Genomic DNA, 1,005 nt, shown 5'->3' with positions numbered 1-1,005 from the left:
GCCCGAGGTCGTGGCCCAGGCCCTCGCCCATGCCGAGGCGCTGCTGGCGCGCGACACCACGGCCGAGGAGCGGGACCAGGTGGCGGCGGACCTGCGCCGGACCGAGCAGGCGATCGCCCGATTGACCGAGGCCATTGCCGAGGGCGGGGACTTGCGTTCGCTGGTGGACGCCCTAGGAGCCCAGGAGACGAAGCGGCGGGAGCTGCGCGCCCGGCTGGACGGGCTGCTGGCGCCCCGGCCGACCGTGGACCTGGGGACGGTGCGGCACACGCTGGAGAGCTACCTGAAGGATTGGACCGGGCTGTTGCGCGGGCACATCCCGCAGGCGCAGCAGATTCTCCGGCGGCTGATTCGGGGCCGGCTGACCATGACCCCAGTAGGGGTAGGCCAGTTCTGGCGCCGTGCCTACTACGAGTTCGCGGGGGTCGGGACGGTGCGGCCGGTGATTTCGGGGGCGGTACGTAATGTGGTATCCCCGACGGGATTCGAACCCGTGTTTCGGCCTTGAAAGGGCCGCGTCCTGGGCCTCTGGACGACGGGGACGTGTCAGCGGAGGGTGTCCGAACGTGGAGTGAATCAAGCGGCAAGCGCATCGGCGCGCCCGCATCTTGCAGCATACCACAGCCCGCCGGTCCGCTCAGGCGGGGCCTTTCGTGCAGAACGCGGGTACACGCGGGCGCTCATACGAAACCCTGAGCGGGTGCGAAAGCGCCCAACACAAACGCACGCCAGCGAGCCGGCTTACGACCCGCTGGCGCGTCTCACGGTGACAGGGGCCGGTCGACCTTACGCTCTCTTGAGCATGCGGTAGATCAAGAGCAGCAGCAAGGCCCCGATGACGGCCATTGCCATGCTGACGAAGTTGAACCCCGTGACCGTGCCCCACCCGAGGCTCGTGCCAATGAAGCCACCGACGAGGGCCCCCGCCACGCCCAGCAGGATCGTGACGATGAAGCCCCCCGGGTCCTTGCCGGGCATGATGAGCTTTGCGATTGCACCGGCAAC

General features: G+C 68.9%; 1 protein-coding gene and 1 tRNA gene. Both read right to left on the bottom strand.

Annotation, left to right across the window (positions count from 1 at the left end; all coding sequences use genetic code 11):
* Positions 1–467 precede the first annotated feature (467 nt).
* A tRNA-Glu gene (locus GEV06_28670) sits at positions 468–543 on the bottom strand.
* Positions 544–786: 243 nt separating this feature from the next.
* On the bottom strand, positions 787–1,005 hold a 219-nt coding region (locus GEV06_28665; protein MPZ21821.1), incomplete at its 5' end, for a GlsB/YeaQ/YmgE family stress response membrane protein.

The organism is Luteitalea sp. (assembly GCA_009377605.1).
In the GTDB taxonomy this organism is placed as follows: domain Bacteria; phylum Acidobacteriota; class Vicinamibacteria; order Vicinamibacterales; family Vicinamibacteraceae; genus WHTT01.
The sequence above is the reverse complement of the archived record's forward strand: the minus strand, read 5'-3'. Positions and strand labels throughout refer to the sequence as shown.